25 protein-coding genes and 1 tRNA gene are annotated in these 24083 nt (G+C 65.3%); 15 read left to right on the top strand and 11 right to left on the bottom strand.

The window, feature by feature from the left end; genetic code table 11:
• Positions 1-121: 121 nt before the first annotated feature.
• The 5 genes from ACX80C_RS17240 (at position 122) to dhaM (ending at position 3436) form a co-directional block, all read left to right on the top strand.
• On the top strand, positions 122-631 hold the full coding sequence (locus ACX80C_RS17240) for an amino-acid N-acetyltransferase (protein ID WP_167995628.1): 510 nt from the start codon (positions 122-124) through the stop codon (positions 629-631).
• Between the two features lie 101 nt (positions 632-732).
• Positions 733-909 (top strand): CsbD family protein, encoded by a 177-nt coding sequence (locus ACX80C_RS17235; RefSeq protein WP_167995629.1) that lies wholly within the window; start codon positions 733-735, stop codon positions 907-909.
• A gap of 161 nt (positions 910-1070) precedes the next feature.
• Positions 1071-2072, top strand: coding sequence for a dihydroxyacetone kinase subunit DhaK (dhaK, locus tag ACX80C_RS17230; protein WP_459327689.1), 1002 nt, complete (start codon positions 1071-1073; stop codon positions 2070-2072).
• Positions 2073-2711 (top strand): dihydroxyacetone kinase subunit DhaL, encoded by a 639-nt coding sequence (gene dhaL, locus ACX80C_RS17225; RefSeq protein WP_459327688.1) that lies wholly within the window; start codon positions 2073-2075, stop codon positions 2709-2711.
• Positions 2708-3436 (top strand): dihydroxyacetone kinase phosphoryl donor subunit DhaM, encoded by a 729-nt coding sequence (gene dhaM, locus ACX80C_RS17220; RefSeq protein WP_459327687.1) that lies wholly within the window; start codon positions 2708-2710, stop codon positions 3434-3436. The genes dhaL and dhaM overlap by 4 nt, the downstream gene beginning before the upstream one ends.
• 66 nt (positions 3437-3502) lie before the next feature.
• Here dhaM and ACX80C_RS17215 read toward each other — a convergent pair whose 3' ends face one another.
• On the bottom strand, positions 3503-4426 hold the full coding sequence (locus ACX80C_RS17215; protein ID WP_459327686.1) for an HhH-GPD family protein: 924 nt from the start codon (positions 4424-4426) through the stop codon (positions 3503-3505).
• A 269-nt stretch (positions 4427-4695) separates the two neighbouring features.
• Here ACX80C_RS17215 and ACX80C_RS17210 point away from each other — a divergent pair, with 269 nt between their 5' ends.
• Both ACX80C_RS17210 and ACX80C_RS17205 read left to right on the top strand, forming a co-directional pair.
• Entirely contained in the window at positions 4696-5511 is an 816-nt protein-coding gene (locus ACX80C_RS17210; RefSeq protein WP_459327685.1) for a metallophosphoesterase, read from the top strand.
• A 173-nt stretch (positions 5512-5684) separates the two neighbouring features.
• Positions 5685-6368, top strand: a complete 684-nt coding sequence (locus ACX80C_RS17205) for a hypothetical protein (RefSeq protein WP_459327684.1) — start codon at positions 5685-5687, stop codon at positions 6366-6368.
• Between the two features lie 20 nt (positions 6369-6388).
• On the opposite strand, the gene disA is transcribed toward ACX80C_RS17205, so the two are convergent.
• From disA to ACX80C_RS17185, 4 genes are all read right to left on the bottom strand, one after another.
• A complete protein-coding gene (disA, locus tag ACX80C_RS17200; protein WP_459327683.1) occupies positions 6389-7465 on the bottom strand; it encodes a DNA integrity scanning diadenylate cyclase DisA in 1077 nt (358 codons plus the stop codon).
• A gap of 156 nt (positions 7466-7621) precedes the next feature.
• Positions 7622-8998, bottom strand: a complete 1377-nt coding sequence (radA, locus tag ACX80C_RS17195) for a DNA repair protein RadA (protein ID WP_459327682.1) — start codon at positions 8996-8998, stop codon at positions 7622-7624.
• A 36-nt stretch (positions 8999-9034) separates the two neighbouring features.
• Positions 9035-10162 carry an FUSC family protein gene (locus tag ACX80C_RS17190; RefSeq protein ID WP_459327681.1) on the bottom strand — a complete coding sequence of 376 codons (1128 nt, stop codon included), beginning with the start codon at positions 10160-10162 and terminating at the stop codon, positions 9035-9037.
• Positions 10163-10180: 18 nt separating this feature from the next.
• On the bottom strand, positions 10181-10945 hold the full coding sequence (locus ACX80C_RS17185; RefSeq protein ID WP_459327680.1) for a hypothetical protein: 765 nt from the start codon (positions 10943-10945) through the stop codon (positions 10181-10183).
• Positions 10946-11166: 221 nt separating this feature from the next.
• Here ACX80C_RS17185 and pstS point away from each other — a divergent pair, with 221 nt between their 5' ends.
• The 4 genes from pstS (at position 11167) to pstB (ending at position 15297) form a co-directional block, all read left to right on the top strand.
• A complete protein-coding gene (pstS, locus tag ACX80C_RS17180; RefSeq protein WP_459327679.1) occupies positions 11167-12282 on the top strand; it encodes a phosphate ABC transporter substrate-binding protein PstS in 1116 nt (371 codons plus the stop codon).
• 171 nt (positions 12283-12453) lie between these two features.
• Entirely contained in the window at positions 12454-13386 is a 933-nt protein-coding gene (gene pstC / locus ACX80C_RS17175) for a phosphate ABC transporter permease subunit PstC (RefSeq protein WP_167995640.1), read from the top strand.
• Positions 13386-14489: a phosphate ABC transporter permease PstA gene (pstA, locus tag ACX80C_RS17170; protein WP_459327678.1), complete on the top strand. Its 1104-nt coding sequence runs from the start codon at positions 13386-13388 to the stop codon at positions 14487-14489. The genes pstC and pstA overlap by 1 nt, the downstream gene beginning before the upstream one ends.
• 28 nt (positions 14490-14517) lie before the next feature.
• Positions 14518-15297 (top strand): phosphate ABC transporter ATP-binding protein PstB, encoded by a 780-nt coding sequence (pstB, locus tag ACX80C_RS17165; RefSeq protein WP_167995642.1) that lies wholly within the window; start codon positions 14518-14520, stop codon positions 15295-15297.
• Between the two features lie 26 nt (positions 15298-15323).
• On the opposite strand, the gene ACX80C_RS17160 is transcribed toward pstB, so the two are convergent.
• The 4 genes from ACX80C_RS17160 to ACX80C_RS17145 all read right to left on the bottom strand — a co-directional run bounded on the left by ACX80C_RS17160 (position 15324) and on the right by ACX80C_RS17145 (position 18329).
• On the bottom strand, positions 15324-16334 hold the full coding sequence (locus ACX80C_RS17160) for an inorganic phosphate transporter (protein ID WP_459327677.1): 1011 nt from the start codon (positions 16332-16334) through the stop codon (positions 15324-15326).
• Positions 16335-16952 (bottom strand): nuclease PIN, encoded by a 618-nt coding sequence (locus ACX80C_RS17155; RefSeq protein ID WP_167995644.1) that lies wholly within the window; start codon positions 16950-16952, stop codon positions 16335-16337. It lies immediately after the preceding gene.
• 374 nt (positions 16953-17326) lie between these two features.
• The gene (locus ACX80C_RS17150; protein WP_459327676.1) at positions 17327-17539 is read right to left on the bottom strand and encodes a hypothetical protein; all 213 of its coding nucleotides are present in this window, start codon (positions 17537-17539) and stop codon (positions 17327-17329) included.
• Positions 17540-17681: 142 nt separating this feature from the next.
• Entirely contained in the window at positions 17682-18329 is a 648-nt protein-coding gene (locus tag ACX80C_RS17145; RefSeq protein ID WP_459327675.1) for a hypothetical protein, read from the bottom strand.
• Positions 18330-18565: 236 nt separating this feature from the next.
• Between ACX80C_RS17145 and ACX80C_RS17140 the strand changes: the two genes are divergently transcribed.
• Positions 18566-20320: an ABC transporter ATP-binding protein gene (locus ACX80C_RS17140; RefSeq protein ID WP_459327674.1), complete on the top strand. Its 1755-nt coding sequence runs from the start codon at positions 18566-18568 to the stop codon at positions 20318-20320.
• A 187-nt stretch (positions 20321-20507) separates the two neighbouring features.
• Positions 20508-20580 (top strand) — tRNA-Lys (locus ACX80C_RS17135).
• Positions 20581-20624: 44 nt separating this feature from the next.
• Here ACX80C_RS17135 and ACX80C_RS17130 read toward each other — a convergent pair.
• The gene (locus tag ACX80C_RS17130; protein ID WP_459327673.1) at positions 20625-21380 is read right to left on the bottom strand and encodes a ZIP family metal transporter; all 756 of its coding nucleotides are present in this window, start codon (positions 21378-21380) and stop codon (positions 20625-20627) included.
• A 221-nt stretch (positions 21381-21601) separates the two neighbouring features.
• On the opposite strand from ACX80C_RS17130, the gene ACX80C_RS17125 reads away from it, so the two are divergent.
• Positions 21602-22192: a hypothetical protein gene (locus tag ACX80C_RS17125; RefSeq protein WP_459327672.1), complete on the top strand. Its 591-nt coding sequence runs from the start codon at positions 21602-21604 to the stop codon at positions 22190-22192.
• A 2-nt stretch (positions 22193-22194) separates the two neighbouring features.
• Here ACX80C_RS17125 and ACX80C_RS17120 read toward each other — a convergent pair whose 3' ends face one another.
• Positions 22195-22791, bottom strand: a complete 597-nt coding sequence (locus ACX80C_RS17120; protein WP_459327671.1) for a hypothetical protein — start codon at positions 22789-22791, stop codon at positions 22195-22197.
• A gap of 230 nt (positions 22792-23021) precedes the next feature.
• On the opposite strand from ACX80C_RS17120, the gene ACX80C_RS17115 reads away from it, so the two are divergent.
• The gene (locus ACX80C_RS17115) at positions 23022-24050 is read left to right on the top strand and encodes an acyl-CoA desaturase (protein WP_459327670.1); all 1029 of its coding nucleotides are present in this window, start codon (positions 23022-23024) and stop codon (positions 24048-24050) included.
• The last annotated feature ends 33 nt before the right edge of the window (positions 24051-24083 follow it).

Genomic DNA, 24083 nt, shown 5'->3' with positions numbered 1-24083 from the left:
CATCGCCACCGGAATCCATACCCCCAATTCTCCCAGCCAACACCGCCAGGGCACCGCTAATACGTCGGCGTTTTAAAAACAGCGCCCGCCATTACTGACCCACGCACCTAGACTGGATCGGGTGAGCCAATCCTTTCGAATCCGCCGGGCAACCACAGCCGATGTCCCCGTTATCAAGCAACTCGTTGCACCCCTGGCGGAGCAGCGCGTCCTGATGGCCAAGGAAACGGTCGCCTACTATGAGGGTCTCCAGGAGTTCAAGATCGTCGAGGACGACGACGGCGGCGTGCTGGGATGCGGCGCCCTTCACGTGATGTGGGAGGACCTCGCGGAAATTCGCACCCTTGCCACCGCCGAACGTGCGCGGGGCCGGGGTGTGGGCAGCGCCGTCGTCCGCGCCCTGCTAGAGGAAGCGCGCGAACTCGGCGTGCGCCGGGTTTTCTGCCTCACCTTCGAGGAGGCGTTCTTCGGGAAGCACGGGTTCGAGGTGATGGAGGATCAGTCGGCGGTGGACCCGGTGGTGTACTCGGAGCTGCTGCGCTCGCATGATGAGGGCGTGGCGGAGTTCCTCGACCTGGCGCGCGTGAAGCCCAACACCCTTGGGAATACGCGCATGATCCGGGAGCTCTAGCCAGATCGACTGGCCCTCGATAAACTAAGGGTGCTTGGTATTTCAGGACCGGGTGAGTTCCTCCACAAGGGGAGCGGAACGTCGACGAAAGGCGGAACGCCATGGGTGCAGACGACAAGACACAGAACAATGCCGAGAAGTTGGGCGGCAAGGTCCAGGAAGGGCTTGGCAAGGCCACCGGCAACAAAGACATGGAAGCCGAGGGCCAGAAGGACCAGAGCAAGGCCGACCTCAAGAACGCCGGCGAGAACATCAAGGACGCGTTCAAGGGCAAGTAACCGCGCTGACTTTCAACGCACTGTGGGAAGGGTTCCGTCCGGAGCCCTTCCCACAGTCCTTTAACCTCTGGGCAACCTCTCCGGCCGCGGAGTACTGTGCAAGTAGCCTCACGGCCCGCGGCCCTACCGTGGGCAGGTTCAAGCGTCCAAGGAGATCCGCGATGAAGAAGCTCATCAATGACCCGCAGTCTGTTGTGGCCGAATCCGTGGAAGGATTCGGGGCCGCGCACGCCGACCTCGTGCAGGTGCACACCGATCCGCTCTTCATCACCCGCAGGGATTCCCCGGTACAGGGCAAGGTGGGGCTGGTGTCCGGAGGGGGGAGCGGTCATGAGCCGCTGCACGCAGGTTTTGTAGGGCGTGGAATGCTCGACGCCGCAGTCCCGGGTCCCGTCTTCACTTCGCCCACGCCGGACCAGATCATCCCCGCGACCCTCGCGGTCGACGGCGGCGCCGGCGTCCTGCATATCGTCAAGAACTACACGGGTGACGTGCTCAATTTCGAGACCGCCGCGGAGATGGCGCAGGCCGAGGGCGTGAACGTCCGGTCGGTGCTGATCAACGACGACGTCGCCGTGGAGGATTCGCTGTACACGGCCGGCCGGCGCGGGGTTGGCGGGACGGTGCTGGTTGAGCGGATCGCAGGGGCGGCGGCTGAGCGGGGAGACCCGCTGGACGCCGTCGCGGAGATCGCCCAGCGGGTCAATGACAACGTGCGCTCGATGGGGGTTGCCCTCTCGGCGTGTACCGTGCCGCACGCCGGTGTGCCGAGCTTCGACCTTACTGACGAGGAGATCGAAATCGGAATCGGGATCCACGGCGAGCCCGGCCGCCACCGGATTGCCATGGAGAACGCCGACGGCATCACCGACCGCCTACTCGAACCGATCCTCGCGGATCTCGGCGCGACCGCCAGCGATCGCGTACTCCTGTTCGTGAACGGGATGGGAGGCACCCCGGCGAGTGAACTGTACATCGTGTACCGCCGTGCCAGGCAGGTGCTCGAAGACCGCGGGCTCGCCGTCGAGCGGTCCCTGGTGGGCAACTACATTACGGCGCTGGAAATGCAGGGTGCGTCGATCTCCGTGCTGAAGCTCGATGATGACATGGTGGAACTTTGGGATTCGCCGGTATGGACTCCGGCCCTGCGATGGGGAGTGTAAATGGCGTTGAACGCCCAGTGGGCTGAAGCGTGGCTGCGTGAGTGTGCGCGGGTCCTCGCGGAACACCGCACAGAACTGATCGAGCTGGACCGCGCCATTGGCGACGCTGACCACGGCGAGAACATGCACCGCGGCTTCAGCGCGGTGCTGACAAAGCTCGACGACGGCGGGCAGGAAACCCCTGCGGCCGCTCTCAAACTTGCTGCCATGACGCTGATGTCAACTGTCGGCGGCGCGGCGGGCCCTCTCTACGGTACGGCTTTCCTCCGCGCAGCCACCGCTCTCGGTGACGCGCGGGAGGTGGACGCGTCCGGCGTCGTCGGCTTTCTGACCGCGGCACGGGACGGCGTGGTGGCCCGGGGGAAGGCGGAGTCGGGCGACAAGACCATGGTGGATGCGTGGACTCCGGCCGTTGAGGCCGCTGGAACTGCCGAGGCGGCCGGTGCAACAGCCGCGGAGGCTCTCAAGGCGGCGGCAAACGCTGCCCAGGCCGGAGCCGCCGGGACTGAGCCCTTGATCGCCCGGAAGGGACGGGCGAGTTATCTCGGTGAACGCAGCGCCGGGCACCGGGACCCCGGAGCTGTCTCCACGGCACTGATCCTGCAGGCTGCGGCGAATGTAGCGGAGCGGGACCAGTGACGGTAGGGCTGGTGATCGTCTCGCACAGCTGCAGGATCGCCGAAGGTGTGGTGGAACTCGCGGGCCAGATGGCCCCCAACGTGCTGATCGTCCCTGCCGGGGGTACTGCTGACTCCCCGCCCCGGATCGGCACGAGCCTGGAGAAGGTCCAGAAGGGGCTTGTCGAGGCGGACCAGGGGGACGGCGTCGTCGTGCTGACGGACCTTGGCTCAGCTGTGATGACGGCGGAAATGACGCTCGAGTTCCTCTCCCAGGACGCCCGCTCGCGGATACGGCTGCCCAGGGCTGCGCTGGTCGAGGGAGCGGTTGCCGCTGCGGTGCGTGCGCAGTCCGGCGGAACCGTGGACGAGGTTGCTGCCGAGGCTGAGACCGCCGTCGTATCCATAGACCCGGAATCGCTGGAGCCGTTCGTGTCGCACGGCGCCGCAGCACCCGGCATCCCGGTTCCTGCGGACAAGCCGCGCGGTGCGCCGGTGCGCCGGGCCTGGACCATCCGGAACAAGATGGGGCTGCACGCGCGCCCAGCCGCTGTGATCGCCCGGGCGCTGACGGACCTCGACGCCGAGGTAACCATCAACGGCGTCGACGGCAAATCGGTGATGCTCCTGATGAGCCTGGCGCTCGGGGAAGGTTCCGAGCTTCAGGCCGAAGCTACCGGACCCCAGTCGCGGGCGGCGATCGACTACATCGGCCGCGAGGTAGAGGACGGTTTCGGTGAACTCTAGGTGCTCGGCGGAGCTTTCGCACAGCTTCGGTGACGCCTGGCCAGCGGACCCATCGGAGCTGCCTCCTCACCCGGGCAGGCGCACTCCCTGAGCGGTCTCCTCCGCCAGGCCATCGGCGAGGAGGCCGTTCAATGCGCGTTCCAGCTGCTCGAACGGCGCATTCAGCGTGTAAAGCTTCTCGAATTCCACGGGGATCCCATGGGCCAAGTCCACAGGCCGCTCATGAACCAGACGCCGCGGTACGGGATGTTCGGAATGCCGCAGTACATGCATAATCGCGCCGCGTACTTGCCGATCCGTTCCTGCCCAAGACTGCCCCTTCGGGACGTAGGTCGGCGCAGGCTTCCCGGCGGCCACCCAGGCGCACTCGTCCAGTACCGGGCACTGCGCACAGGCCGGCGTCCGCGCCGTGCAGATCAGCGCACCCAGCTCTATGACCGCCACGTTCCAGCGGACGGAGGCGGCGTCGTTGTCGGGCAGGAGCTCAGTTGCCCGCCGGGTTTCTGCTGCAGTCAGGGACGGCGCAGGGAGTGCGTCCCCGCCGATGAGCCGAGCCTGCACGCGGCGGATGTTCGTATCTACCACCGTTTCCCGCCGCCCGAAGGCGAAGGCAGCCACGGCCGCGGCCGTGTACGTTCCAACGCCGGGCAGCGCGAGCAGTTCCTCGTACACTCCAGGCACCTCGCCGCCATGCCGAACGACGACGGCGGTCGCCGCCGCGTGCAGACGTAGCGCCCTGCGTGGGTAGCCCAGGCGCCCCCAATGCCTGAGCGCGTCGCCCGCCGGAGCTGCGGCAAGGTCCGACGGCGTGGGCCAACGCTCCATCCACTCCGTCCACACGGGCAGTACGCGTGAGACCGGGGTTTGCTGCAGCATGAACTCGCTGACCAGTACTCCCCAGGGCGTGCGGTCGGGCAGCCGCCACGGGAGGTCGCGGGCGGCGCCGTCGAACCAGTCACTCAGCCTGCGGTGCAGCTCGACGGTGTCCACGGGGCTCCTTCCTGGCGTGGCTGGCACGTGTCGGGTGGGGGTGTCTCTGTCAGGAAACAGCTGCACCGACTGCAACGCATGCAATGAGTGCAGTGCAGGCGCTCGCAGAACAAACACCGGTTCCTGGCGCGAAGGCCTCCAGAAGCAGCGTTGGATGGCTCTGGCTGGGCCAGCACCTACTGTATCCGGCGCTCATGAGGCTAGCGCCGCGGCAGGCTCGTGATGCGCTGGCGTCTGACGAAGGATGTCACGTCGCATAGCATTGCAGGGTGACATTCCACCAGTCGGTCTTTGCTGTCAGCGATATCCATGGCCACATCGATCCGCTGATCACCCAGCTGCGCCATGCCGGACTGATCGATCGTCGAGGCGACTGGACCGGAGGCGACGCGCGGCTGTGGTTCCTCGGTGACTTCTTTGACCGCGGGCCGGATGCCATCGCAGTGCTCGACCTGGTGATGCGTCTGGCCGGTCAGTCCGCGAAACGGTCAGGTAGCGTGCAGGCCCTGCTGGGCAATCACGAGGTGCTGGCGCTGGGAATGCGAACCTTCGGCGGCACCGAGGTCCCCCACGACGGCCCTTTGCCGCGGTCCTTCGAGCGCAGCTGGACGCTGAACAGCGGGCAGCGAAGCGATCAGGACCGGCTGACCGAGACCCATGTCGACTGGTTGTCGAACCTGCCGGCCCTGGCTCTGGAAGGCGAGAATCTGCTCATGCACTCCGATACCCTGGAGTATCTGCGCTGGGGTGGGTCGATCGACGCCGTCAACGCGTCCGTCCGAGCGCAGCTGCGAAGCACTTTGGTCGGAGAACGGTGGGACCTTTGGCGCGCAATGACTACCCGGCACGCATTCCTGGGGGAGGACGGTCCGGAGGCGGCCGCCGCAGTGCTGGCGCGATTCGGTGGACGGCGGATCGTGCACGGCCACAGCATCGTCGGCGACGTGCGTGGCGTCGAATACTCCGACGTGACTGAGTCCTACTCCTACGCCGATGGGCTGGTGCTGGCCATCGACGGCGGGATATATGAGGGGGGCCCGTGTCTGCTGACCGAGCTCGCGCCGGTTCACACTCTGCCGCGCTGACGGTAGCCCCACACAGACAGGCCCGGCAGTGAATCCGGCAGTGGATTCAGACGGGCCCCGTCAGCGAATCCTGCCGGGCCGCGGCCGTGAATCCGGTGCGGTCCGGCAGCGAAGGTGACCGCATTCCGGCGTGGTGCGCCCTGCTCACGCGTTGCTGTCTCTAACCTTGATCCATGAGCTCGGCAGGAGGCACAGGCAGCAGTAGGCCCCCCGGCCCTCTCCGGAAGCCGAGCCCCCAGGTACTTCGACGACGGCGGCAGGTGGCCGCCGTCGTCGTACTCTTGGTTGTCGGAGGGCTGGTGTGGGCCGGGATTGCGATTGCCGGGCTCTTCCGGGGTGGTGAGCCGACCGCCGATGAGCCAGCTGAAACATCGTCGGCCCCAGCTGATGCGAGCGCCACGGCGTCTGCGCCGGCCTCACCGAGCGCCACGCCGTCGTCGTCGCCCACGCCCAGTCCCACTCCCACCGAACCGGTGTGCAACCCGGCGTCGATCGAAGTGACGGCCACAACGGACGCGCAGACCTACGCCGCTGACCAGTTGCCCGTCCTCACGCTCACAGTCAGCAACACCGGCGAAGTTGCCTGCCCCGTGAACGTCGGCACCTCGCAGATGGAGTTCCTGATCACCAGTGGTGAGGACCGCATCTTCTCTTCCCGTGACTGCCAGGAGGGCGCGGAGGATCTCGAAGTCACGATCGAGCCGGGTTCATCCGAGACCGCAAGGTTCACGTGGGAGAGAATCCGCAGTACGCCGGAATGTACGCCGGTTGAGGCAGTGCCCGGTCCGGGACAGTACGTGTTTCAGGCCCGGTTGGGTGAACGCACCAGCGAGGAAGCTGTCTTCGCTCTCGAATAAGCGCTAGATGAAGCGGTTCGCTACATGAAGCGGTCGAGGAGGCTGGTCTCGGCGATACGGGAGAGGCCCTCACGGACTGTCCGCGCACGCTGTTCACCGATGCCGTCAACGGCCATGAGGTCGTCGATGTTGGCTGCCATAAGGTTCTGCAGGCCGTCGAAGTGATCCACCAGCCGGTTGGCAACAGTGGGCGGTACAGCCTTAATGCCGGACAGGAGGCGGTATCCCTTGGGCTGCACCACCGCTTCGAGTGAGTCCGTGGAAGGATTGAACCCCAGGACGCTCGCGATTGTGCCGAGGTCGATGAGATCAGTGGAGCTGAAGCCCTGCAGCTGCGCGAGCTGCTCCTCCACAGGGCCAACCTCCCCGCCCAACCCGGAGTAGTCCCGGAGCACCATCTCGCTGCCGGGGCCGAGCCCCGTGGTGAGTTCCTCGACCTGCAGTGACAGCAGCCGGCCGTCGATCCCGAGCTCAAGGACGTACTGTGAGATCTCCTCGGAGATGCGGCGCACCATTTCCTGCCGCTGCAGGGTTACGGCGACGTCGCGCACGGTGACCATGGCTTCGATCTCCAGTGCCGACAGCGATCCGGTGACCTGATCCAGCCGCGCCCGGTACCGTTCCAGGGTGGCGAGGGCCTGGTTGGCGCGTGCCAGCACGGGTTCGGAGCCTTCCAGGACGTGCCTCAGTCCGTCCACGTAAAGGGCGATGATCTGCATGGACTGGCTGACCGAGATCACCGGAACGCCTGTCTGGATGGCCACGCGCTCCGCCGTCCGGTGCCGGGTGCCGGATTCCTGGGTCTCGATGCGGTGATCGGGCACCAGTTGCACGCCGGCGCGAAGAATATTGCTGGCGTCCCGGTCGCAGACAATTGCGCCATCCATCTTCGCCAATTCGCGGAGGCGGGTGGGGGAGAAGTCAATTCCGATGTCGAACCCGCCGGAGCAGATGGAATCGACGGTGCGGTCGAAGCCGAGGACGATCAGCGCGCCAGTGCGGCCGCGCAGGATCCGCTCAAGGCCGTCGCGCAACTGCGTACCTGGTGCCACCCGCGCCAGGGTTGCCTTCAACGCGTCCTCCGGACTGCGTACCATCTCACTCCCTCTTCGAAGTTGGGCAGGCGAACGCACAGCCCAACAGTTCCTTATCCTATGGGAGCACGCATCCGCCTGAGCGCCGAGTTTCTATTCAAATGCGTAACGTTCAGCGGATTTGGGCGCCAAGGGAGGTGCGATAGGCCATGTGGGAGGTCAGAACAGCAGCTCGAGTGCTTCTGTGAGCGTGCTGATCTGCTTCACCGTGAAGCCGGGCGGGATGCGCCCGGGCCCGTTGGGTGATTCGGGTACGACGGCGTGGGTGAAGCCGAGGCGCTCCGCCTCCTGGATGCGGCGGGAGATTCCAGGCACTGGGCGCACCTCGCCGGCCAGGCCCACTTCACCGAATGCGATCATCCGCGAGGGCAGCGCCTGATTGGTCTTCGCCGAGGCGATAGCCAGCGCCACCGAGAGATCAGTGGCCGGTTCACTGAGCTTCACGCCGCCAACCGTGGCCACGTAGCTGTCATCCTTATGGAGCTGGAGCGAGGCCCTGCGCTGCAGCACGGCCAGGAGCATGGACACCCGTGAACCGTCCAGGCCACTGGTGGCACGCCGCGGCTGCGCGTTGGCCGATTCGGCCAGCAGCGCCTGCACTTCCGCCAGCAACGGCCTGCGTCCCTCAAGGGTTACCGTGATGCAGGTTCCTGCCACCGGCTCCTTGGTGCGTGAAACGAAGAGACCGCTGGGATCCGCGAGTCCTTCGATCCCGGTGTCAGTCAGATCGAAGCACCCCACCTCATCAGTGGGACCGTACCGGTTCTTGACGGCACGCATGAGCCGCAGCCGGGAGTGCCGTTCCCCCTCGAACTGGCACACCACATCCACCAGGTGTTCCAGGAGCCGCGGACCGGCAATGGAACCGTCCTTCGTCACGTGTCCTACCAGCAGGGTTGTCATCCCCCTGGTTTTGGCCGCAGCAATGAGCGACGCCGCCACTTCCCTTACCTGGGTGACGCCGCCTGCGCTGCCATCCACCGCCGGGCTGCTGAGCGTCTGCACCGAGTCCACGATGAGCAGGGCCGGATCCACCTTCTCCACCTGGCCCAACGCCTGGCTGAGGTCCGACTCCGCGGTGAGGTACAGCGTGTCTGCCAGTGCCCCGATGCGCTCGGCCCGCAGCTTCACCTGCGCGGAGGACTCCTCTCCCGTCACGTACAAAACACTGCGGCCTGACCGCGCAACCTTCGCTGCGACGTCGAGCAGCAGCGTGGACTTGCCGACGCCGGGCTCCCCGGCCACCAGGATCACGGCACCGGGCACCAGCCCCCCGCCGAGCACGCGGTCCAGTTCGCCCACCTGCGTTGGCTGGTAGGAGGCACTGGTGGCGTCCACGTCAGCGATGCGCAGCGCTGGCCGCGCGACTGTAGTTGCCGCCGTCGTTCTCGCTACCCCTGCCGCGGCTGTTTCCTCCACCGCCCCCCAGGCCTGGCACTCACCGCACCTGCCCACCCATTTGGCGGTGGTCCAGCCGCACTCACCGCAACGGTAAGCGGGGGCTTGGGTGCGTGATCGGGAGGTCTTCGTAGGCATGCGTCAAACGTACCGGCTGGGTCCGACAAAACCCGGCTAGAGCTTCGGCAGGTACCCGGCGGCGTCCTCGTGGGAGAGCCCGGTGGACTCCAGGAGGTCCACCACGAGCGGCCGATAGAGGATGACCAGGCCCTCACCCTCAAGGCGTGTCACGTTCAGGCGGGCTGGGTGCAACAGGGTGGCGACGGCGGCGAGGTCCTCGCGTGCCCGGCGCAGGTGCTCACGCCGTTCGGTTGTTGTGGAGGAGGAGAGCGCGAGCGCAAGGACATCTACGGCGTCGGCGGTGTCCTCGATCATTTCAGCGAGGGAGCGCACCGCGTCGTCGGAGAGGGCAGCGTGGTTGATCACGGAAGTCAGCCGCCGTGAGAAGACGCGGCTGTTGCGCACAGCGAGGTCGATGAACTGGATTGAGCCGCGCAGTTCGCCGAGTTCGTCGCGATGTCGCCGGTACGCCGGGGATAGGCGCGCAACCTCCGCGGCTGCCCGCATGGATCCGGAGAGTCCGTCCATGATGGGTTGGCAGTTCCGCGCGCGGATGAGCGCGTGCCAGGCCTGGGTGGAATCGCTGTCGGTCAGGGCCCGGGAGTTCTCCCGCAGTACGCCGGACAGTTCGCCGAGCAGCTTGCGGACGTCCCCCTTGGGCTCACGGCGCGGGTCCCGGGGCGCGAGCACGGTGATCAAAAGCGCGAATCCGCCGCCGATCACGGCGTCCACACTCCGGGTGAACGGACCGCCCTCCGGTGCGGGCAGGAGCACCACCAGCAGCGACTGCAGCGCGAGTTGCGTGGTGAAGATAGTTCCGCTGTCGAGGAATCTCGCCAGCAATACGGAAATGAAGAGTACGACGGCGGCCTGCCAGAGTCCTGTGCCGAGCGTCGCCAGCAGGACATCGCCCACCGCGATGCCGAGCGTGCAGCCGATGCCCACCTCAAGGACACGCCGCAGGCGCGGGTCCCTGGAGAAGCCGAGTGCGATCAATGACGACGTCGCAGCGAACAGCGGCCCCTCATGGCCCAGCACCTGCTCGGCGAACGCATAGGCTCCCACGGCGCACACAGTGATCTGCACGGCCGGAAGCACGGAGGATTGGCTCCTCCGCAGGCCAACGCGGGAACGGTTGCGCACAAAGGAGCGGGCACGGTCCAGCCGTGAACGCCGGGTCATACGCTAAGACACTACCGCTTAGGAACGGACCAGCAGGGCGAAGTGAGTCGACTGTCCGGTTGAACGGACCCGCAGCGCGGCCAGCGGGGCAACCAGCAGCAGTGCGCCGGCCACCAGTTCCAGGAACTCCTCGAAGTGGTAGACCAGCGCAAGCACCGCCGTGGGCACTTCAAGGCGGATCAGTTCCCCGGCGACGAACTCAAGCCCGACACCGGCGAAAACCAGCGTGGCTACGCCCAGGATAATAAGCCGGGTGGACTGCTCAGGCAGGTAGCGGGCGCTCAGGACGGCCATCACCAGGGTCACGAGAGCCACCGGCACGCCGAAGATCAACCAGACGAATGTGAAGTCATCGACGTCCACAAACTGCATCGCAAGACCGTCCAGCCGCTCATGCAGCCAGGTTCCCTCATCGAGGCAGAGGAGGAACACCATCGCGGCGAGTATCCACCAGGCAGCAGACCCACGAACCTTCTGGTAACGGGAAAGTAGCGCGGCGAACAGCAGGGTAACCGTAGCGGCGGTCAGCTGCACCACTGCCCACCAGGTGGGGAAGTTGCCTTCATAGTTCACGTCGAAGTAGACGCTGAAAAGTGTCTGCCCGCGAGCCTCTCCGGTCAGCAGCGGGACGATCAGGCTGAAGCCCACCACCAAAGCATGCACGACGCCGAGACCCAGCAGGAGCCGACGCCAGCGGACGGGCCGTCCCGCCCGCGCAGGGGCTGATTGAAGCGGGGACTCATCCTCCGTGGGTTGTTTGTCGATGCTGCTGTCGGAGGTCATCCGTTCAGCGTAGTGGGCCAAGATGAGAACCCTGCCCTCGAACAGGCGAAGCATCCGCATAGTGCATTTTGTCGAATTCTCAAGGGTTCCTGGGCGTGGTGAGCCAAGAATCCGCCTACCGTTCACCTTTCGTTCACTTTGACCCGTCAGTCTCGTTACCTGCGGTGCCTAACGTGTTTTGCGTACCGGATGTTCAAAACCCTGGAAGGGGCAATATTCAAGTGAAGGCTCTTCGCTTTGGCCGCGCTGCGGCAGTAATCTCGGTGGCCGCCCTGGCCCTCACCGCGTGCGGTTCGGACAACGCCGTTGACGCGGGAGCTGACGGCGGCGAAAGTACAGCCCCCGAAAGCACGGTTTCCGGAACGCTGACCGGCGCTGGCGCATCCTCCCAGAATGCAGCCATGACCGCGTGGAAGACCGGCTTCGAGGAACTCAACCCAGAGGCAACCCTCCAGTACTCGCCGGACGGATCGGGTGCTGGCCGCGAAGCGTTCCTTGCCGAGGGTGTGCAGTTCGCCGGTTCGGACGCCTACCTGGATGACGAGGAGTACGAGGCTTCCAAGGAGATCTGCGGGCCCGACGGCGCCATCAACATCCCTGCGTACGTCTCGCCGATCGCCGTGGCGTTCAACGTGCCGGGCATCGAGGAGATCAACCTCGACGCCACCACCATCGCATCCATCTTCGCCGGCCAGGTAGAGAACTGGAACGATGAGGCCATCGCCTCCCAGAACGAGGGCGTGGAACTCCCGGACCTGCCGATCACCGTTGTCCACCGCGCTGACGATTCCGGAACCACCGAGAACTTCGTCGAATACCTGGCCGCGGCAGCACCTGATGTCTGGACCTACGAGGTGTCCGGCGACTGGCCCGCAGAGATCGTGGCTGAGAACGCCCAGGGCACCAACGGCGTTGTCTCCACCACCTCCTCAACCGAGGGTGCCATCACCTACACCGACGCTTCCGCCGTCGGCGACCTGGGCCAGGCGCTCGTAAAGGTGGGAGAGGAATACGTGCCGCTGAGCGCTGAAGCCGCCTCGCGCGCCGTCGAGGTTGCCGAGCCGGTCGAAGGACGCAGCGACGTCGATATGTCCCTGAACCTGCAGCGTGACACCACTGAGTCGGGCGCTTACCCGATCGTTCTCGTGTCCTACCACATCTACTGCAGCGCCTACGAGGACCAGGAGACCGTTGACCTGGTCAAGGCCTTCGCTTCCTACGCGGTCAGCGAGGAAGGCCAGAGCACTGCAGAGGGCTCGGCCGGAAACGCGCCGATCTCCGAAACCCTGCGCGAGCAGGCCCAGGAAGCCATCGATTCCATCCAGGTTGCTTCCTGACCATTTGTCAACGCCCCGCCAGGTCAGAAATGACCTGGCGGGGTTGCTGGCTGTCTGCAGTATTCTGTCTGCGACCTTACCGGGTTGCAGGTACCTTGTAAGAGCGGGAACAGTTTCGTCGATTTCGTCACTCCCGTCTGATAACCCCGCGCAGCGCCGAAAGGTCCCCACGTGTCCACGAATGCACTGAAACGAGCAGGTGGTGCAGGTCAGTCCGGAGACAAGATTTTCTCCGGCGCTTCCCTCGCCGCCGGCTGCCTGATCCTGGCAGCCCTCTTCAGCGTCGCCGTCTTCCTGATCATTGAGGCCCTCCCGGTATTCGGCGCGGACCCATCGGAGATCACGGGTGGAGAAGGCTTCTTCACCTACATCTTCCCGATCGTCATCGGAACGATCATCGCGGCCGCCATCGCCCTGCTGATCGCGACGCCGCTGGGGATCGGCGTGGCACTGTTCATCTCGCACTACGCGCCACGGCGGTTCGCCCAGGGGTTCGGCTACGTGATCGACCTGCTCGCCGCCATCCCGTCCGTGGTCTACGGCGCCTGGGGCTACGCAGTGCTGGCGCCGCAGTTGGCCATCGCGTACGACTGGCTTGCCCGCAACGCCGGCTGGATCCCGATCTTCGAAGGCCCAGCCAGCCAGACCGGCCGCACCATGCTGACCGCCGGCATTGTGCTCGCCGTCATGGTCCTGCCCATCATCACGTCGCTGAGCCGCGAGATCTTCCTCCAGACGCCAAGCCTGCATGAGGAAGCCGCGCTCGCCATGGGCGCCACCCGGTGGGAAATGATCACCATGGCCGTATTGCCCTTCGCACGCCCCGGAATCATCAGCGCCGCCATGCTGGGCCTCGGCCGCGCACTCGGCGAGACCATGGCCGTTGCCCTGGTGCTTTCCGGCGGCGGGCTAACCGCCAGCCTCATCCAGTCCGGCAACCAGACCATTGCAGCCGAGATCGCCCTCAACTTCCCCGAGGCGTACGGCCTCCGCCTGGCCGAACTCATTGCAGCAGGTCTGGTGCTCTTCGTCATCACGCTGGCCGTCAACGTCATTGCGCGCTGGATCATCAGCCGTCACAAAGAATTCTCGGGGGCTAACTAATGGCGAATGCAACCTTGACCCCGCGCCGCTCGCAGCTCACCAAGGGCAAGCTGCCCTCCTACGCCATGTGGGTGGTGCTCGCCGCGTCCCTGGTGCTCGGTGCCGCGCTCGCCGCCGTCGTCGGTTTCAGTATTGTTCCGTGGGCGCTCTTCAGCGCACTTATCTTCATTGTCGCGGGAACGGTGGTGACCGCCGTTGCCGAAGGCGGGCGGAAGGCGAAGAACCGGCTCGCGCTGTTCCTTATCTACGGCGCCTTCCTCGTTGCCCTGCTGCCCCTGCTCTCCGTCATCTGGACGGTGCTGGAACGCGGCGTGCCGGGGCTGACGTACAACTTCCTGTTCACGTCCATGAACGGCGTGACCGGTGCGGTGGACAACCAGACGGTCGCCGAAGGAACCCCGGTCCTGGGAGGTGCGTACCACGCCATTGTGGGCACCCTCCAGATCACGCTGTGGGCAACGCTCATCTCGGTGCCGATCGGGCTTCTGACGGCCGTGTACCTCGTGGAGTACTCCACCGGTGGCCATCTGGCGCGAGCCATCACGTTCTTCGTCGACGTGATGACCGGTATCCCCTCAATCGTCGCCGGGTTGTTCGCCGCAGCGCTCTTCGGGCAGATCTTCGGTCCGGGCACGCGCACGGGCTTTGTTGCCGCGGTCGCGCTTTCGGTGCTCATGATCCCGGTTGTTGTGCGCTCCACCGAGGAGATGCTCAAGATCGTCCCCAACGAGCTTCGCGAGGCCGCATACGCCCTTGGCGTGAGGAAATGGCGCACCATCACACGCGTGGTGATTCCGACGGCGATCTCCGGGATCGCATCCGGCGTCACCCTCGCAATCGCGCGGGTAATCGGTGAGACAGCGCCCATCCTGGTGACTGCCGGCTTCGCGAGTTCCATCAACTGGAACGTCTTCGGCGATTGGATGAGCACGTTGCCCACGTTCATCTACTACCAGATCCTGACCCCGACCTCCCCGACCGCCATTGACCCGAGCACGCAGCGTGCATGGGCTGCCGCGCTGGTGCTGATCATCATGGTCATGCTCCTGAACCTGTTGGCACGCCTGATCGCCCGCCTCTTCGCTCCCAAGACCAGCCGCTGACCCGCCGGCACAACCAGAAGGATTCCCATTGTCCAAGCGCATAGACGTCAAAGACCTCAACGTCTACTACAGCAAGTTCCTCGCCGTGGAAGACGTCAACATCAGCATTGAGGCACGCTCAGTCACCGCTTTCATCGGCCCCTCAGGTTGTGGCAAGTCCACCTTCCTCCGCACCCTGAACCGCATGCACGAGGTTATTCCGGGTGCACGGGTTGAGGGTGAAGTGCTGCTCGACGGCGACAATTTGTACGACTCCGCCGTGGACCCGGTGACCGTGCGCAGCCAGATCGGCATGGTGTTCCAGCGCCCCAACCCGTTCCCCACCATGTCCATCCGCGACAACGTGCTGGCCGGCGTGAAGCTCAACAACAAGCGGATCTCCAAGTCGGACGCCGACGCCCTCGTGGAGAAGTCCCTGCGCGGCGCCAACCTGTGGAACGAGGTCAAGGACCGCCTGGGCCGTCCCGGCTCGGGACTCTCCGGCGGGCAGCAGCAGCGTCTCTGCATTGCGCGCGCCATCGCCGTGTCCCCCGAGGTGATCCTGATGGACGAGCCGTGCTCCGCACTGGACCCCATCTCCACCCTCGCCATCGAAGACCTCATCAATGAGCTCAAGAGCGAGTACACGGTTGTCATCGTCACGCACAACATGCAGCAGGCGGCGCGTGTCTCGGACAAGACGGCGTTCTTCAACATCGCGGGCACCGGTAAGCCCGGCAAGCTCATCGAGTACGGCGAAACGACGAACATCTTCAACATGCCCACGCAGAAGGCCACTGAGGATTACGTTTCCGGCCGCTTCGGGTAGTCCGCAGGCTTCGGATAGTCCGCACGCTAGAGCAGCGGACTCATCGCGAGGTAGAGGATCGCCGAGAGCAGTGCGGTGGCCGGCGCCGTCGTAATCCACACCAGGAGGACGGACCGCAATACGCGGCCACGGACGGTGGCGAAGCGTTGGTTGGCGCCCGCGCCGACAATTGCCGAGGTCATGGTGTGCGTGCTGGAGAGCGGCATGTGCAGGGAGAGTGCGCCGACAAACAGCATCACCGAACTGACGCCCTGGGCCGTCATGCCGCGCAGAGGGTCGATGCGGACCAGTCGGTTGGAGAGCGTGTGGGTGATGCGCCACCCGCCGCACAGTGACCCTGCGGCAAGCAGCACAGCGGCGAAGACCTGCACCCAGACCGGGACGCCGCCGCCGTCGTAAAGTCCGGCGCCTATCAGCGCGAGCACAACCACTGCCATGGTGCGTTGCCCATCCTGCAGGCCATGCCCAAGAGCGAATGTGCCCGTGAGCACCGCCTGCGCCATCCGGTTGCCGGTATTCACCTTCCGTGGCGAATTGTGGCGCAGCAGCCAGGTGGCCGGGAACACCATGATGTAGGCCAGCAGGTAGGCCACCAGCGGGGAGAGAAGCAGCGGAAGCGCGATCTCGAGGAGGAACACGCGGTCCGAGCCGCCAATGGACCCTCGGCCCAGGAAGGCGGCCGCCCCGCCAGCCCCGATCAGGCCGCCGATGAGCGCGTGGGTGGACGACGACGGCTTCCCCCGGTACCAGGTGAAGACCCCCCAAGCGCAGGCGGACAGCAGCGCCGCGAGCAGAATGCCGAGACCGCTCTGGCCGGCGGGCAGGCTGATGCTCTCGCCGGTGAAGAGCGTGGCCAGGCTTGTACTCATCAGGGCGCCGATGAGGTTGAACCCCGCCGCAAGCATCACTGCCAAAGTGGGCGTCAGAGCGCGGGTGCGGACGGAGGTGGCGATGGAGTTGGAGACGTCGTGAAAGCCGTTGATGAACGCGAAGCCGCCCGCCAGAAGCACAACGACGCCGAGGAGGAAGACCTCCACCTACGATTCCTTGACGAGAATCGCGCCGACGTGGGTTGCGACCTTGCGAATGTCCTTCGTGACGTCGACGAGCTGGTTCGCGACGTCACGATGCCTTGCGTAGACAAGTGGTTTGTGGTCGTGGAGCAGTTCGGAGCACCAGATGCGGTGAGTGCGTTCAGCGCGCTTGGCGAGGCGGAGGATTTCGATCCAATAGTCCTCAAGGTCGTCGAGGGAGGTCAGCTGGCGCATCGCCTCGGCGGTCAGTTCAGCCTGCCGGGTGATGACCTCAAGCTGTTCCGTTGCCCGCCGGCTGAGCTTGCTTAGTTTGTACAGGGCAATGAGCTCGGCCGCGCCGTCGAGCTTCTCCATGGCTTCGCTGAGCAGGCGGGACATCGCGTAGAGGTCCTCGCGCGGCAGCGGGTTGATGAAGCTGGTCCGCATGGAGGTCAGGAGGGCGAAGTGCAGGTCGGTGGAGGTGGCCTCGTACTGGTGGAGTTCCTCGGCGAGCTGGTCGTAATCCTGGGTGGATGCGCCGAGGATGCCGGACATGCTGCGTACGCCGAGCACCAGTTGCTGGGCCATGCTGGAGAGCAGTTCGAGTCCTGCATTCTCCTGGGGGAAGAGGCGAAGCTTCACAAAGGACACCTAGGGTTGCACGGACGGTTGCTGCCTAAGAATACCTGTCCACTCCGTTGTGACAGTCTTCAGTTGTCAGTCCTCAAAGGACGCGAAAATGGCGCCGAACCGGGAGCGCCTCTCGGCGGAAGGCCGCTCGAAGCGGCTAAATGTTGAAGCCCGGGGGTTCCACGGTTCGACACCAGTTTCAGTCTTCTACTCGTCCGCCTGCATGTCAACCGGGCGACGACGACGGGCAGTTGGTTACGGTTCTAGCCGTTTCGGGCACGTCATGCGCTTGACCAACGAATCCGCTGTGCTGCCGCAGGATCGTTGACTGGATGCCGCTTCAGCTGCACAGAGCCGACGTTCCCGGCGGTTCATCACGAATTTGCTCAGGCACGCATCCGGCGGATCAACAGGCCGATGATCACTAGCACCAGACCGATGACGGCCGCGCCGCCACCCACCGTAAGTAGGAGCGAGGGAAGGATCGGGGCGCCGTTGGGATCCGTGGTGCGCGAGATAAGCATCAGGCCGGCCATGGCGAGGGCAAGAAGCAGGCCTATGGACAGCATCCACAGTCCGGTGAGCTTCAGTTCCTTCATCCATCGACCCTATCCCGGTCATGGGGCAGCGTCGCTTCAGCGCACCTAGCCAACGAATCCGCTGTGGAGGCGCAGGAGCGTTGACTCGGTGCCGCTTCGCCTGCGCAGAGTCAACGGTCTTGCCGGCCTTGTGAGCGAGGGGTCAGTCGAGTTCGCCGCGGCGCCAGGAAGCAGCCGCGTGCTCAAGGTCCTCGGCGGTCTTCACCAGTTGATGTGAGCTGCGCGTGAGCTTGCTGGCGTGGGCGCCGTTGGAGGGTTCGGCGTCGTCGGCGTGGTTGGTCTGGCCCAGCGCGACCACGCGGCAGAACGCCGCGAACCGTTCGAGCGCGACGTCGAACTCGCCCTCGAACGCGCCGGAAAGGATGGTGTCCGCCATGCTCTGCACCTCGTCGGCGCCGGGCGGCTCGGCGACTCCCGCAATCACCTTGGAGACCTGGGCAACTTCCTTGCCGGCTTTGAAGTAGGCGGCGATGCGTTCGGGATTCTGCTGGGTCGCGGCGCGCAGCGCATACAGCCGCCACAGCGCGCCGGGCAGGGACCGGGCCGGGCTCTCGGCCCACAGTTCGGCCACCGCTTCGAGCCCCTGCTGGTCGGCGAGTTTCACCAGGCGTTCGGTGATCTCGGGATCGTCGGCCTCGCGGCCGTGATGGACAAGGGCGTGCGCAGAGAGGTGGGCGGCTTCGGAGACGCGGGACGGGTCAGCGCCGCCGGGAAAGATCTCGAAGTCCACAGGCGCGAACGGCTTGGGCTTGTGGTGCCTGGGGCTGTTGTTGATGTACTCGCCGTCCATGTGTCGAGAATACTCCTGCACCCAACCGCGGGCTAGCGCCGGGCGGGCGGGCGTCGCCGTCGTCGTCGTCGTCGGGACGTCGTCTCACAAATTCGGTCGATATCGACAACGCCGCCCGATTATCGGACGTAAAAGACAAGCTCGACCGAAATTTGGCAACGCGACCCGGATGAGCGGGCGCCGGGGTCATTCTTCCGGCTGATGTGCAAAGCCGCGCCCAGCGCCATGATGTGTACATGAGCCCGGAAACTCCGCGTTACCCCCGCCTGGCCATCCTCTGGTCCTTCATACGCCCGCACAGCAAAACCTTGGTGCTGGGCCTGGTTCTGGCGCTTGCGACGACGGCGACAATGCTCGCGACGCCGATGGTCACCAAGTGGGTGCTCGATTCGGTTGCAGCGTCCGAGTCGCTGGTGGAGCCGATCCTGGTGCTGGTTGGGCTGCTTGTGGTCGGCTCAGCAGTGGGCCTGTGGCAGTGGATCCTGCTGGGTACGCTCGCGGAAACGGTGGTGCTCGAAGCCCGCGAGTCGATGGTGAAGCGCTTCTTCCGGGCGAAGGTCGCGGAGCTGACCGGGCGGCCCACCGGTGAACTCGTCACCCGCGTCACCTCCGACACCGTACTGCTGAGGGAGGCGGCGTCGTCGAGCGCGGTCAGCCTGGTCAACGGGACCATTGCGCTGATCGGAACCCTTGTGCTCATGGGCGTGCTGGATCTGGTGCTGCTTGGGACAACGCTGGCGTCCATTGTGGTGGTCGGCATCCTGTTTGCGCTATTGATGCCGCGGATCGCGAAGGCTGAGGAGCAGGCGCAGGAGTCGATCGGCAACCTCGGCGGTGTGCTGGAGGGTGCACTACGGGCCATTCGTACCGTTAAGGCGAGCCGCGCCGAGGAGCGTCAAACCGAACGCATCGTCGCTGACGCCCGCGAGTCCGCCGCACATAGCGTCCGGGCCATCAAGACGCAGGCCTTCGCTTGGACCATCGCGTGGGGCGGGATCCAACTGGCGATCATCGTGGTGCTGGGTGTCGGCGCGTGGCGGGTGGGCCTCGGCGTGCTCGAGGTCTCCAGCCTCATCGCCTTCCTGCTCTACGCGTTCCAGATCATGGGGCCGATCACCGAACTCACCCAGAACGTCACAGCCCTGCAGTCCGGCCTCGCCGCTGCCGCCCGGATCCGCCAGATCCAGAGCCTGGAGCTGGAAGTCGACAACGACGACGACGGCGGCGCCACCTTGGGCGGCGATGCCACCGACGCCGTGATCGAGTTCCGCGACGTCCACGCGGCCTATGGGCCGGACGCACCGCCCGCCGTCGATGGAGTGTCGGTGCGGATTCCGCGCCGGGGGCACACCGCCGTCGTCGGGCCGTCGGGTGCCGGGAAGACCACCCTGTTCTCCCTGCTGCTGCGGTTCATCGAGCCGCAGGAGGGGGAAATTCTGCTCGACGGGAGGCCGTACTCGAGCTACACGCACCAGGAGGTTCGGAAAAGGCTCGCGTATGTGGAGCAGGAGACGCCGATTGTGCCGGGCAGCATCCGCGACAACCTGCTGTTCACCCACCCGGATGCGTCCGAAGAGGAAATCTGGGACACGTTGCGCGAGGTGCGGCTCGATGAGAAGGTTTTGTCGCTGCCGGAGGGTTTGGATACGCCGCTGTCGAGTACGTCGGTCTCGGGTGGGCAGAGGCAGCGGATCGCGCTTGCTCGGGCGGTGCTCCGGACGCCGGACGTCCTGTTGCTCGATGAGGCGACAGCGCAGGTTGACGGGTTGACCGAAGCCGCCATTCACGATTGCATCCGGTCCCGGGCTGCCACCGGTGCCGTGCTGACGATCGCGCACCGGTTGTCGACGGTGATCGACGCCGACGCGATCCTCGTGATGGAGGCCGGGCGGATCCGCGCCCGCGGGACGCATGAGGAGCTGCTCGCGACCGATGAACTGTACCGCCAGCTGGTGGAGGCGCTGCGGATCGTGGAGACGGTGTCGGGTTAGTGCCGTTAACCCGGTCAACTCATTCACCGCGCAATTTCGGTCGAAATCGACAATCCCGCCCGATGATCGGTCGCGTTTGACGAATTCGACCGACTTTCGCGGAAGGCGGGGCTGGAAGGGCCGGTTGTTGATGCGGCGACCGGGTGCGATAAAGTGGATAGGTCATTCGGGCTGCCCGGATGGCGTGGGGCCTTTAGCTCAGTTGGTAGAGCATCGGACTTTTAATCCGTGGGTCGTGGGTTCGAGCCCCACAGGGCCCACTCACGCACACGAATCCCCGTCGCGCACCGGCGGGGATGCTGCGTTAACCGGTCAGCCCGTTCAGCATGAATGAGGTCAGGAACCCGATCGAGGCGATCAAGCCCGTCCACAACTGCTGCTTCTCGAAGGCCTCCGGGATCATGGTGTCCGCCACCATCGCAAGAATTGCGCCTGCCGCGATTGCCGTGATGAACGCGATCGTCCCGCCGGACGCTCCGTCCAGCAGCGCATAACCCGCCAGCGATGCAATTCCGCACAGGAGTGCGATCCCGCCCCAGAGCCCGAACACGTACCGCGAACTGCGCCCTGAGTTCCGCATGCCCGCTGTACTGGACAAGCCCTCCGGCACGTTGGAGATGAAGATTGCCATGAGCACGGCCGGATTCACCGATCCCGCTGTAATGAGCCCAACCCCCAGCACCACCGACTCCGGCACGCCGTCCAGCAGTGCCCCCAGCGCAATCGCGTTGCCGCTCCCACCGCTTTGGTCTTCCGAAGGCTGCTGATCTCCGGACCGCTTCCGATGTGCTGCACCGCGGCGGGCCAGGAGCGCGTTCGCCGCAACGTAAACCACTGCACCGGCCAGGAATCCGCCCGCCGTCGCCCAGATGCCGCCCGTCTCCGAAGCCTCGGCGACCAGCTCGAACGCCAGCGCGGAAATCAGAACTCCGGCGCCGAACGCCATCACTGCCGCGACAATTCGTGCAGGTACCCGCCACCGCCACGCAATGCCCGACCCGACCAGCAGCGCTCCGCCGGCAAGCACGCCCCACAGGAACGCCTGGACCCACACCGGCATGCCAAACCTCCTGACAAAGACTCTTGAATCCACTCCTCAATAGGTGACCGTTTCAGCACTGAAACGGTCACCTATTGGAGAGTCGATGACTGGGTACGGGACCAAGCCTCGCACAAACGCGTTGCGGTCCGGCAACGCCCATTGACTCTGACCCGCCGGAAGTCTGTACTGGAAGGGCAGACACTTTCCACTATCGGCTCTTGTTGCCGGAAGGAAGACCGATGCCGGGCCTGTTGGCGCTACCCTTGCAGGCGGCGCTCGCCGTCGTCGTTGTCTATGTCCTGACCATTCTCACCGCGCTGGCCGTCTCCCGCTGCCTGACACACGATGATCGCGAGGGCGCATTCTGGTACGGATTCACGGGTGGCTTCGCCTCGCTTGGAGCCATCATTGCGGGGATCGCCCTGGTTCCTCCGGCGGCTCCCGTGATCGGGCTCGCGGGGATGCTCGGCGTCGGACTGGCCGGCGGTTGGCTGTGGCGCGGTGAGCAGGAGCGGATTGCGCGTCGTCGTCGAACGCAAGTTGAGCACGCGCGGGCTGCCCTGCGAGCCCGGCACGAGTCCGTGCTGCAGCGCTGGGTCAGTTACGAGCTGGATCCCGCGGTGGCAATCGACTACCCCGACATGACCAACCTCAAGCGGCCGGAAACGGCGCAGCTGGTGCGGAGCATGCGAAATGCTGCGGCACTCCGCGAGCAATCACCCGAGAACGACGACGACGCCGGCGCCCCCGGCTACGAGACCGCCGTCCGGGAGCTCGAAACGGCCTTCGAAAAAGCCGAACGGGCGGCAGGCGCCCGAACCAGGAAGTAGCGCTACTTTTCCGCGCTCCACGCCGATGCCGGCGACATCCGACGGCGCCGGCGTTCCCAGAACAATGCGCTCAGCACGCCCGCTGCAGTGAGGATGATGGCCCCGCTCATCAGTATTCCGCCGGCTGACTGACCGACAATGAAGATCCATTGCGGGAACGGTTCGGTGAGTGAAGATTCGTCCATCTGCATGGGGGCGAACAGTACCCACAAGCCAATAGCCATGACGCCGGCGCCCACGAGCCAAAGCACTACGACAAACGGATTGATCCTCAGGATGGCAGGGCCGGTGCCGCGTGACCGATCGACCGGCCGCGGCGCCCCTTCGGGCAGCACCTCCACGATGTTCGCTTGATCTCCCGATGGAGCGGGCGTGCCGGACGGGGCCTGCGCTCCCGGCGGGGTGTGGACTTTGGGCGCATCCGATGGGGCCGGCGCCTGCGCGAACGACGGCGGCCGCTGCTGCGAGGCGGCGGGCATCTGCCCGCCCGCCGGCCCGGAGGCTGGCCCGGGTGTTGACCCGTTAGGGCGCTGCCCGGTTCCACCCCGTTGGTAGATGGGGCTGTACCGGTTGTCGATGTGCGGGGTGTTATCGCCCATGTCTTCCTCCCTCAACGCCGTTTATTGAATCTACTAGCTTTGTGCCTGCGCGTCAGCAAAGACGGAGGCAGGGAGAATAGTTGCCGCTCGGCTCGTTGTAACCTACGCTGGCGTAAGTTACGCCCGCGTAACCATAAAGATTCTCTCAGCAACATATAAACAGCGCGGCATATATCTGCGTTTCACTCTTACTCAAGGCTCGCGCAGGAGCACAATAGGCAGGTTCCATTATGACCAGCATCGACAATCGACGCACCACCACGAAGTCCGGTTTCCGACCGTCCAAAACCGACTCGGGGGTGGACTTGCAGACCTACGCCCGCGAGCACCCGGACCAGACCAGCCCGAGGCCCATCCTCGACGGCCCGCGGCCGCTGAAGACCCAGATTGCCGTCTACGTAGGCGTGCTTCTTCCGATCGCAGCGCTGATCGCCGCCGTCCCGCTGGCGTGGGGTTGGGGTCTGGCCTGGACCGACATCGTCCTCTTCCTAGTCTTCTACGTAATCAGCGGACTCGGCGTGACCATCGGCTACCACCGGTACTTCACGCATGGATCCTTCCGTGCCAACAAGCCGCTTCGGGCCGCGCTGGCGATCGCCGGGTCTCTCTCCGTACAGGGATCGGTGATCACCTGGGTAGCCGACCATCGTCGGCACCACGCATTTTCAGACACCGACGGCGATCCCCATTCGCCGTGGGCCTTCGGCGACTCGCCCTGGGCGCTCCTGAAGGGTTTCTGGCATGCGCACATGGGTTGGCTGTTCGAGCGGGATGAGACCAACAAGGTGCGCTTTGCCCCGGACCTGCTCAAGGACACCATGATCCTGCGCATTGACCGCCTCTTCGGTGTCTGGGTCCTGGTGACACTCTTCCTGCCCGCGCTGATCGGCGGACTTGTGAGCCAGAGCTGGTGGGGAGCGCTGACGGCGTTCTTCTGGGCCGGCCTGGTGCGCGTTGCGGTGCTGCACCATGTCACCTGGTCGGTCAATTCGATCTGCCACATGGTGGGTGAGCGCCCTTACCATTCCCGCGACAAGGCCGGTAACTTCTGGCCGCTCGCGATCGCTTCCTTCGGCGAATCCTGGCACAACTCGCACCACGCCGACCCAACGTGCGCCCGCCATGGCGTGGACAAGGGGCAGATCGACATCTCCGCCCGGACAATCTGGATCTTCGAGAAGTTTGGTTGGGCCACCAAGGTGCGCTGGCCGGTTGCTGAGCGGTTCGAGAAGCTGGCGACCAAGGCCCGCGAAGCCTGATTGTTGGCGCAAAGGCGCCGGTTTTGCGCAGGA

Source organism: Arthrobacter tecti (genome assembly GCF_054511355.1).
This window is presented reverse-complemented; position numbering and strand designations above follow the sequence as displayed.

Excerpts from the sequence above, each read along its gene's own strand:
- disA (WP_459327683.1), bottom strand. The coding sequence starts at position 7,465 with ATGGTACGCAGTCCGGAGGACGCGTTGAAGGCAACCCTGGCGCGGGTG.
- ACX80C_RS17125 (WP_459327672.1), top strand. The coding sequence starts at position 21,602 with ATGCCGGGCCTGTTGGCGCTACCCTTGCAGGCGGCGCTCGCCGTCGTC.
- ACX80C_RS17205 (WP_459327684.1), top strand. The coding sequence starts at position 5,685 with ATGAGCTCGGCAGGAGGCACAGGCAGCAGTAGGCCCCCCGGCCCTCTC.
- ACX80C_RS17235 (WP_167995629.1), top strand. The coding sequence starts at position 733 with ATGGGTGCAGACGACAAGACACAGAACAATGCCGAGAAGTTGGGCGGC.
- dhaK (WP_459327689.1), top strand. The coding sequence starts at position 1,071 with ATGAAGAAGCTCATCAATGACCCGCAGTCTGTTGTGGCCGAATCCGTG.
- ACX80C_RS17115 (WP_459327670.1), top strand. The coding sequence starts at position 23,022 with ATGACCAGCATCGACAATCGACGCACCACCACGAAGTCCGGTTTCCGA.
- ACX80C_RS17120 (WP_459327671.1), bottom strand. The coding sequence starts at position 22,791 with ATGGGCGATAACACCCCGCACATCGACAACCGGTACAGCCCCATCTAC.
- radA (WP_459327682.1), bottom strand. The coding sequence starts at position 8,998 with ATGCCTACGAAGACCTCCCGATCACGCACCCAAGCCCCCGCTTACCGT.
- ACX80C_RS17190 (WP_459327681.1), bottom strand. The coding sequence starts at position 10,162 with ATGACCCGGCGTTCACGGCTGGACCGTGCCCGCTCCTTTGTGCGCAAC.
- ACX80C_RS17150 (WP_459327676.1), bottom strand. The coding sequence starts at position 17,539 with ATGAAGGAACTGAAGCTCACCGGACTGTGGATGCTGTCCATAGGCCTG.
- ACX80C_RS17140 (WP_459327674.1), top strand. The coding sequence starts at position 18,566 with ATGAGCCCGGAAACTCCGCGTTACCCCCGCCTGGCCATCCTCTGGTCC.
- pstA (WP_459327678.1), top strand. The coding sequence starts at position 13,386 with ATGGCGAATGCAACCTTGACCCCGCGCCGCTCGCAGCTCACCAAGGGC.
- ACX80C_RS17145 (WP_459327675.1), bottom strand. The coding sequence starts at position 18,329 with ATGGACGGCGAGTACATCAACAACAGCCCCAGGCACCACAAGCCCAAG.
- dhaL (WP_459327688.1), top strand. The coding sequence starts at position 2,073 with ATGGCGTTGAACGCCCAGTGGGCTGAAGCGTGGCTGCGTGAGTGTGCG.
- ACX80C_RS17185 (WP_459327680.1), bottom strand. The coding sequence starts at position 10,945 with ATGACCTCCGACAGCAGCATCGACAAACAACCCACGGAGGATGAGTCC.
- ACX80C_RS17130 (WP_459327673.1), bottom strand. The coding sequence starts at position 21,380 with ATGCCGGTGTGGGTCCAGGCGTTCCTGTGGGGCGTGCTTGCCGGCGGA.